At 60.5% G+C, this 2596-nt stretch carries 2 protein-coding genes and 1 pseudogene; 2 read left to right on the top strand and 1 reads right to left on the bottom strand.

Translation table 11 applies throughout. From position 1 onward, the window contains the following. Positions 1 to 410: pseudogene (locus HY30_RS15405) on the top strand (4-hydroxy-2-oxovalerate aldolase); the annotation flags it as partial. Positions 411 to 634: 224 nt separating this feature from the next. After that, positions 635 to 1450, top strand: a complete 816-nt coding sequence (locus HY30_RS19465) for a DUF2285 domain-containing protein (RefSeq protein WP_081812298.1) — start codon at positions 635 to 637, stop codon at positions 1448 to 1450. Positions 1451 to 1769: 319 nt separating this feature from the next. Here the strand turns inward: HY30_RS19465 and HY30_RS15395 are convergent, their stop codons facing one another. Next, positions 1770 to 2138, bottom strand: coding sequence for a GNAT family acetyltransferase (locus HY30_RS15395; protein WP_206741493.1), 369 nt, complete (start codon positions 2136 to 2138; stop codon positions 1770 to 1772). Positions 2139 to 2596 lie beyond the last annotated feature (458 nt).

Here is a 2596-nt window from a genome sequence, read left to right as displayed (position 1 = left end):
TAGCCAATTCCATTGTCGGCGTTCAATATGGCGCAAGACGCGTGGACGCTTCGCTGGCCGGCATGGGTGCCGGGGCCGGAAACGCGCCGCTTGAAGTGTTCATCGCAGCCGCCGAGCGAAAGGGATGGAAGCATGGATGCGATCTTTTTGCGCTCATGAATGCTGCCGAGGAACTTGTCCGCCCACTCCAGGACCGCCCCGTTCGCGTTGATCGCGAAACGCTTTCACTTGGCTATGCCGGCGTGTACTCATCCTTCCTCCGGCATTCAGAGAAGGCAGCGAAAGATTATGGGATCGATACGCGTGAAATCCTGGTTGAACTAGGACGTAGGCGTATGGTTGGTGGCCAGGAGGATATGATCGTCGACGTAGCCCTGGACATATTGAAAGAACGAAAATCCGCTGAATAGTTGCGACGTGAGAGACCAATCCTTATTGACTGTTGCGAGCTCCAATTTGTCTGGACGAACGACGCAGTCAGAACACGCTCAATCAGCTTTTGTGTGTTCAGTGCTTTTAGTCCGGTAAGCACACATTTGCGTGCCCTTTTGCCTTAGGCAAGCAACCTTGCAATCTCCATGATAGATTGAAATTGGCACATGTCCTGCATTCCCCTGACGCGGGAGGCTGATACATGCTTATTCGCACGATAGAAGACCTGAGCGATATGCTCGTCAGGTATAATTACACCGCCAATCTCTCGCGCGGGAACTGGGCGTGGGAGTTTGCAAGGCGTAATCCTGCCCTGAGGGACGATGCATACGCCGTACTACCTCAGCTGGAAACGGGGACCGCATGTCATGGCATCAAGCTGTTGAAGCTGGTTGAGCAGGACCTCGCCGCCGAAGCCTGGGGGCTCCTGTACTTTCCCGATCCCGACCAGACTGCGCTTTCAACAGATGTCTTCTGGTCCGATCAGACATTCCCTCGCAAGATCGCGGTCCATGTCCGTGAACGTGATCCTGACGAGATTGACGAAATCTTCGAGAAGGGCACACGCCTTTGCAGAATTGTGCACCTGACCGATTCTGCCGGCCGCGAGCACTTCCTCGTCAAAGGGGCAAACTGCTCCGTCCAGATCCGCTGCAGCGGCAAGTCGCTCCTGTGCGGCGAGCCCGTGAAAATGGAGTTTTCCGTTTCCGGCTTCGATTGCCCTGACGAATATATCGAGACGCTCAAACGGGCCCACCGCGTCTATGATGCCGAAGCGACGTCGCCGACATGGTCACGCAAGGGACTTGGCTACCGCAACGCCTTGATCGCGCTTGATGCCTTTGAGGCTGGTATGACCTATCGCGAAACGGCGATGATCTTCTATGGCGAGGCCCGCGTCACACAGGACTGGTCCGGACCGTCCAGCGCCATGAAGTCGGAGATGGCCCGTTTGCTCGCAAAAGGCCAGCGCTTGCGTGACGGGGGATATCGCGAGTTGCTTGAGGAAAACCTCTAACCCCTATCAGCCAGCAAAAAGCCGACCCGAATGAACACCTGAGTTCATGAGCCTGATGCAGGAGTTGCCGAGCGTCTGTTCGAGGCGTTGGGGGAGGATCTGAAGGCATCGCCCCTCCCCTGCCCGCTGACGCGGGGCTGTCCGGGCGGCGAGAGCCCTTAACCTTTTCCATGTCGCCTGACCGGCCCGGCTCGTCTCCGGTCACGCGTCCTCCCGTTCGGGAGGCCGCGCGCTGCGGGGGCTCGCCGGCGGGGGCCGCGCTTTGCTTCCCACTGGCCTTGCGGCCAGAGGGGTCAGGCGCGCGTGGCCTGTCGAAGCCTCATTCGGCCTCAGGCGATGGCGTAAGCCATTTGCCGAGGACGGTGACATCCTGGCGTTCGTACCCAAGCGCAGTGTAAAAGGCGGCTGCGGTCTCATTGCCTTCACGTACCATGAGCTGCACCTTAGGCGCGCCGCGGGCCGTCAGCCAGAGCTCCGCCTCGGCCATCATCTCGCGTCCATGACCGCGTCCCTGCCGCTCCGGACTGACAGCCAGGTAATAGATCCAGCCGCGATGGCCGTCATGACCGGCCATGACACTGGCGACGACCACGTCATCCACCGCGCCGACGAGGATCGTGGCATCGCGTGACGTAACCGCTCTGTCCACGTCGGCATTCGGGCATTCCACGGCCGGGTCAGCGCGCACGCCTCCCAGAGCGTGATCAAGGCGACGCGGTTAGCTTCCAGGAACTCTCGTATATGCATGGCCATCAGCAAGATGTCTGGAGGGATTCGTGCCCACGGCGCCAGCCTGCCTGTCTGGCGCTTGCAGGCTTGGACAAGCTTTCCCTGCAGCCGTGAGGGGGCGGACGGCGCGTCTGCCCGGGCGCGGCCCGTGCGCAAGGCGCCGGTGACCTGGAGCCGCCCGCGTCGGTCCATGCCTCCTACCTTCCCGCCTTGCCCCCGGTCCTCATACGCCCGGGCGCCCGCACCTTTCGTCCGCCCCCTCCCGCCTGCCGGGAAAGGTGCGCGGGCGAGGATTCATTTTTGCGAGGCTGACATGACCCTTTCACCTGAGACACCTGCACCCCTTGGAACAGCGGACGGACCGGATTTGCGGGAGACACAACGCATCTATGTCGCCTTCTCTAATCGGACATGGTT

Origin of the sequence: Hyphomonas chukchiensis (assembly GCF_000682695.1) — a bacterium.
Taxonomy (GTDB): domain Bacteria; phylum Pseudomonadota; class Alphaproteobacteria; order Caulobacterales; family Hyphomonadaceae; genus Hyphomonas; species Hyphomonas chukchiensis.
This window is presented reverse-complemented; position numbering and strand designations above follow the sequence as displayed.

Coding starts and splice junctions, on each gene's coding strand:
- HY30_RS19465 (WP_081812298.1), top strand. CDS start 635: ATGCTTATTCGCACGATAGAAGACCTGAGCGATATGCTCGTCAGGTAT.